Origin of the sequence: Kineococcus indalonis (genome assembly GCF_009906395.1) — a bacterium.
Taxonomy (GTDB): domain Bacteria; phylum Actinomycetota; class Actinomycetes; order Actinomycetales; family Kineococcaceae; genus Kineococcus; species Kineococcus indalonis.
This window is the reverse complement of the sequence record NZ_JAAALM010000401.1, coordinates 1-3,738: the sequence shown is the minus strand read 5'-3', so window position 1 is coordinate 3,738 and position 3,738 is coordinate 1. Positions and strand designations below refer to the sequence as shown.

General features: G+C 76.0%; 4 protein-coding genes. 1 reads left to right on the top strand and 3 read right to left on the bottom strand.

Annotated features, from left to right (window positions below):
• Positions 1-11: 11 nt before the first annotated feature.
• From GTR00_RS16420 to GTR00_RS16410, 3 genes are all read right to left on the bottom strand, one after another.
• Positions 12-749, bottom strand: coding sequence for an ABC transporter permease (locus tag GTR00_RS16420; RefSeq protein WP_166612662.1), 738 nt, complete (start codon positions 747-749; stop codon positions 12-14).
• Positions 746-1,705 (bottom strand): ABC transporter ATP-binding protein, encoded by a 960-nt coding sequence (locus GTR00_RS16415; protein WP_323132541.1) that lies wholly within the window; start codon positions 1,703-1,705, stop codon positions 746-748. The genes GTR00_RS16420 and GTR00_RS16415 overlap by 4 nt, the downstream gene beginning before the upstream one ends.
• Before the next feature lie 286 nt (positions 1,706-1,991).
• Positions 1,992-2,891, bottom strand: a complete 900-nt coding sequence (locus GTR00_RS16410) for an SDR family NAD(P)-dependent oxidoreductase (RefSeq protein ID WP_166612661.1) — start codon at positions 2,889-2,891, stop codon at positions 1,992-1,994.
• Between the two features lie 122 nt (positions 2,892-3,013).
• Between GTR00_RS16410 and GTR00_RS16405 the strand changes: the two genes are divergently transcribed.
• Complete coding sequence (locus GTR00_RS16405) at positions 3,014-3,679, top strand: TetR/AcrR family transcriptional regulator (RefSeq protein ID WP_166612660.1); 666 nt, start codon at positions 3,014-3,016, stop codon at positions 3,677-3,679.
• The last annotated feature ends 59 nt before the right edge of the window (positions 3,680-3,738 follow it).

Below are 3,738 nucleotides of genomic sequence, written 5' to 3'. Positions count from 1 at the left end.
CCGCGACCCCCCTACTCCCAGCGGAAGGCTCGCACAGCCGCCAGCCCCGCCACCAGCGCCGTGCCGGCCGGTGCGAGCAGCTGGGAGGCGGGCACGGGCGCCCCCGCCCACGCCCGCAGCAACCCCTCGACCAGCGCACCCAGCGGCGAGTGGCGGCCCAGCACCTCCAGCCAGTGCGGCAGCACCTCCAGCGGCACCCAGATCCCGGCCAGGAAGAGGACCGGCATCAGCAGCACGGGGCCCAGCACGGCGCTGGCCCTGGCCGAGGGGGAGAGGGCGGCGATGAGCAGGCCCAGGGCGAACAGCGCCAGCGCCCCCAGGGCGGTGACCAGCACCGCCGTCCCGGGCGAGGCCGGCGCGGGCAGCCCCACCACCGTCAGCGCCACCACGGCCAGGACGGTGGTGCCCACGAGCACGGCGGCCAGGTGCACCAGCAGCTGCGCCACCAGCAGCGCCGCCGGGGAGGCGGGCGTGGTGGACAACCGCCGCAGCACCCCGGCCTCGCGGTACAGGGCCAGCGTGCCGGGCAGGCTGATGAGACCCACCGTGCCCAGCACCAGCGCCACCGCCAGGGAGGGCACGAACGCCGCGGAGTCCCGGCTGGTCGTGGAGGCCGGGTCCGCCAGGTCCACGGCCAGGCCCAGCGCCAGCAGCAGCGCCAGGGGCAGCAGCAGGACGAAGGCGGCGACGGTGGGCTCGCGCGACAGCAGCACCGCCTCGCTGCGCACCAGGGCGAGGAGCTTGTTCACCGCGCCTCCTCCACGTCCGTCAGCCGCAGGTAGGCGTCCTCGAAGGACACCTGGCCCACCCGCAGCTCGGCGGCGGTGCTGCCGTGCTCGGCCAGGCTCGCCAGGACCGCCTGCACCACGGTGGCGGTGCCCCGCACGCTCCACCGGTCGCCGTCGCGGCGCACCGAGCGCACGGCGGGCAACGCCTCCAGGACGCCGTCGTCCACCGGCGGCAGGGGCCGGAAGGTGAGGTCGTGGACCCCGCCGGCGCTCGCCGCGGTGAGCTCGGCGGGGCTCCCGGTGGCGCGCACCCGCCCGCCGGTCAGGACCGCCACCCGGTCGCACAGGTGCGCCACCTCGTCCATCTGGTGGCTGACCAGCACCACGGTGGTCCCGGCCCGGTTGACCTCGCGCACCAGCTGCCACGTCTGGCGCCTGGCCGCCGGGTCCAGCCCGGTGGTCAGCTCGTCGAACACCACCAGCTCGGGGCGGCCCAGCAGGGCCAGCGCGATGGAGACGCGCTGCTGCTGGCCGCCGGAGAGCTTGCCGAACGCGGTGCGCTGGACGCCCGCCAGGCCCACCTGCTCCAGCACCTCCCGCCAGGGCGCCGGGCGGCGGTGGAACGACGCGTGCAGCGCCAGCACCTCGGCCACCCGCGCCCGCGGCTGCACCCGGCTGGCCTGCAGCTGCGCCCCCACCCGCTGCACCAGCGCGCGGCGCTCGCGCACCGGGTCCAGCCCGAGCACGCGCACGCTGCCGCGGTCGGGTCTGCGCAGGCCCAGCAGGCACTCCACCGTCGTGGTCTTGCCCGCCCCGTTGGGCCCCAGCAGGCCGAACACCTCCCCCTGCCGCACGCTCAGGTCGACGTCGTCGACGGCCACCGTCGAGCCGTACTCCTTGTGCAGCCCCCGCACCCGGACCACCGGCGTCCCCGCCACCTCGTCCGCGCTCCTCGCTGCTGCCACCACTGCCACCACGGCCACCTCCGTCCTCGGTCCCTCGTCCTGGACCTGCCACGCTGCCCGCCGCACCGGGCGCGCCGGATCGTCCGGCAGGACGCGGTGGTGGCCGTCGGGGACGAGCGGGGGATCGACCGTCCGGCTGACCCGTGCGAGCCTGCCGGGTGGTAGGGGGACGCGGGGGAACCCGGTGCCGTCGTCCTGGAGCGGCCGCAGCCGCACGGTTCGTGCGCGTTCCACCTCGAGGGCCACCTCGAGGACCACCTCGAGCTGTGCGGGCCGGGTGCCCGGGCCGGGTCCGGGCTCAGAGGGGGAACCGCACGCCCGTGAGCTCCTCGGAGACGGACCACAACCGCTGCTGGACCGCGAGGTCGTAGGAGTCCGGGCTGGAGGTGACCGGCCGGGGGTTCCCGCGGACCTCGCCGCGACCGCCGGGGCCGTAGTACTGCCCGCCCAGCACGGCCGGGTCGGTCGCGGCGCGCAGCGTCGGCAGGGCGCCCGCCGCCGCGGACTGGGTGAGGAACGGGGCCACCCGGTCCGAGACGGCCCGCAGCGGTGCCGGGGAGTTGCGGACGAGCTCGGTGTTGGAGGCGCCGGGGTGGGCGGCCACCGCGACCGTCGTGCCCCGGCGGGCCAGCCGGCGCTGCAGCTCGTAGGTGAACATGAGGTTGGCGAGCTTGGACTGCCCGTAGGCGCCGACGCGGGAGTAGGAGCGCTCCCACTGCAGGTCCTCGAAGCGGATGGCCGCGCGGATGCGGTGCCCGAGGCTGCTGACCGTCACCACGCGCGAGCCGGGGACGGCCAGCACCGACTCGAGCAGCAACCCCGTGAGGGCGAAGTGGCCGAGGTGGTTGGTCCCGAACTGCAGTTCGAAGCCGTCCTCGGTCGTCCGCTTCGGGGTGTGCATCACCCCGGCGTTGTTGACGAGCAGGTCGATGCGCGGGTGCGTCTCGCGCAGCGCGGCCGCGGCCTCGTGGACCGAGGCCAGCGAGCCCAGGTCGAGGCGCTGCACGCTGACGTCGCCGCCCACGCGCTGCGCGGCCTGCTCGCCCTTGCCGGTGTCGCGCACGGCGAGCACCACCGCGGCGCCGCGCTCGGCGAGGACCTTGGCCGTCTCCAGACCCAGGCCGGTGTTGGCGCCGGTGACGACCGCCACCCGGCCGCGCTGGTCGGGAACCTCGCGCGCCGTCCACTCCGTGCTCATGTCGTCCCCCTCGGTGGTCCGGCCCCGTTGAGAGACCGGTGGTCTGTTGTGCCGGCAACGCTAAGAGACCGCTGGTCCGACGTCAAGAGACCAGTGGTCTGCAAAGTGCTAGGGTTTCCGCCGTGACCTTCCAGCGGGCCCGCAGCCCGGAGCAGCGCGAGATCCGGCGCCGGGCGATCCTGGACACCGCGGCCGCCCTGCTGGAGGAGGTGCCGGTGGGCGAGCTCAGCCTCAACGAGCTCAGCCGCCGCGTCGGCCTGGCCAAGTCCAACGTGCTGCGCTACTTCGACTCCCGCGAGGGCGTGCTGCTGGAGCTGATGGACCGCGTCCTGCAGGACTGGCTCGCGGAGCTCGGCGCCGACCTCGCGGCCGGCGTCGACGCCCACCTGCCGCTGGTGCCGCGCGCCGAGCAGCTGGCCGCGGTGCTCGCCCGGTCGCTGGCCGGGCACCGGGTGCTGTGCGACCTGCTGGGGGCGCAGGGTGCCGTCCTGGAGCGCAACGTCACCGTCGAGGTCCTCACCCGCCACAAGCGCACGGCCCTGACCCGGCTGAGCGCGGCGGCCGACCTGCTGCGCCGCCACGTGCCCGAGCTCGGCGCCGCGGCCGAGACGTTCTGCTTCCAGGCGATGGTCCTGGCCGGCGCCCTGGCGCCCTACAGCTCGCCACCGCCCGGCGTGCGCGCCGCCTACGAGGCCGAACCGGCGCTGGCCGTCCTGCACCTGGAGCTGCAGGACTCCCTGCAGCTGGCGATCCGGACCATGCTCCTGGGGGCCGTGCCGCGCCGCTGAGGCGCCCGGTGGTGCCGGGGGAGGGGGCGAGGGGGACCCCCGCCCGCTCAGGCGGGGGC

Bases quoted from the DNA above. Each gene is read 5' to 3' on its own strand.
- GTR00_RS16410 (WP_166612661.1), bottom strand. From the start codon at position 2,891: ATGAGCACGGAGTGGACGGCGCGCGAGGTTCCCGACCAGCGCGGCCGG.